The sequence below is a fragment of the Bifidobacterium sp. genome (assembly GCF_050874245.1).
Taxonomy (GTDB): domain Bacteria; phylum Actinomycetota; class Actinomycetes; order Actinomycetales; family Bifidobacteriaceae; genus Bifidobacterium.
Genome location: NZ_JBNMKH010000226.1, coordinates 1 through 1,017 on the forward strand (window position 1 = coordinate 1; position 1,017 = coordinate 1,017).

Annotated in this window: 1 pseudogene; it reads right to left on the reverse strand. The window is 59.2% G+C overall.

The annotated features are described in order from the left end of the window. Positions 1-356 precede the first annotated feature (356 nt). Positions 357-1,017 (reverse strand): annotated as a pseudogene (locus ACR0P8_RS10095) (DNA primase); the annotation flags it as partial.

A 1,017-nucleotide genomic window follows, 5' to 3' on the forward strand; every position in this document is an offset into this window, starting at 1 on the left:
ACCTTGACGACCAATCGCCGCATGCATTCCTCCGTCAATCCCGTTTGCAATCGCCTTGCACACCTTGCAAAATCCAAGCGATTTTCATGCAAACGCCTAGACCACTTTACCCAAAAGTGCGCCTAGCATGAGCCCTCGGCGTGCTGCTTTCCCGACCATTCCAACGATTTTCAGCCGCTATCGCTTACTGCCGCATACCCTTGCAAACCGGCAAAATTCATTTTGGTCGGCGAAAATCTTCACAATTTTCCTTTTCGGACATGAAGGATTCATCCGGAATTCGCCGTTCCTTCGCAACGAATTCACCGGCGACGCACGTCTATTCCGCCCTATCTTGAACATTCAGACCACGACGCTCAGGCCACGTCGTTGCCGAAGACGCGGGACTGCAGATCCTTGCGCAGCATCTCCAGTTTGGTGATCTGTCCGAGCAGTTCGATTTTCTCGGCACCGTCCGGCAGCTGCGCCATGCGACGTTGCGACGCGCCGATCTTGCGCATGATGCCGGTGTCGAGCAATCGTACGATCAGCTCGGAGGCGTAGCGACGCTCGTCATCCGTTGGCCTGCGCAGCTGCGCGGATCGTTCCTGCGATTCGTCCGCGTCACGACTGGCGTCCGCCTCGCTCGAAGGCAACGGCAATGGCATGGCGGCCAGCTCGTTAATGACGGATTCGAGCATCGGACCGCCCGCCTTCGTCAGATTGTGCATCCACAATCCCTGCGGCACGTCCGGCGCGGGCAATCCGCCAGCCGCGGCGACCGCCTGGAACAGCGTGCGGAACACCGGCGTCATGAAACTCGACAAGGTCAGGCTGGCGAACATCGTCGGATCGACTGCCAACGGCACCTGGATCAGCGTGGCCATGAACTGCTGTTCGCAGATGAACACGGCGTCGTCGATGCGATAGTAGGTCTGTTCGACCGCATCGCGATGCTCCAAAGCCATGCGCGCTGCGAGATTCGCATACGGGTTCGCGCCGCGGTCCGCATATGACGGTTCCGCCGATTGCCCCGCG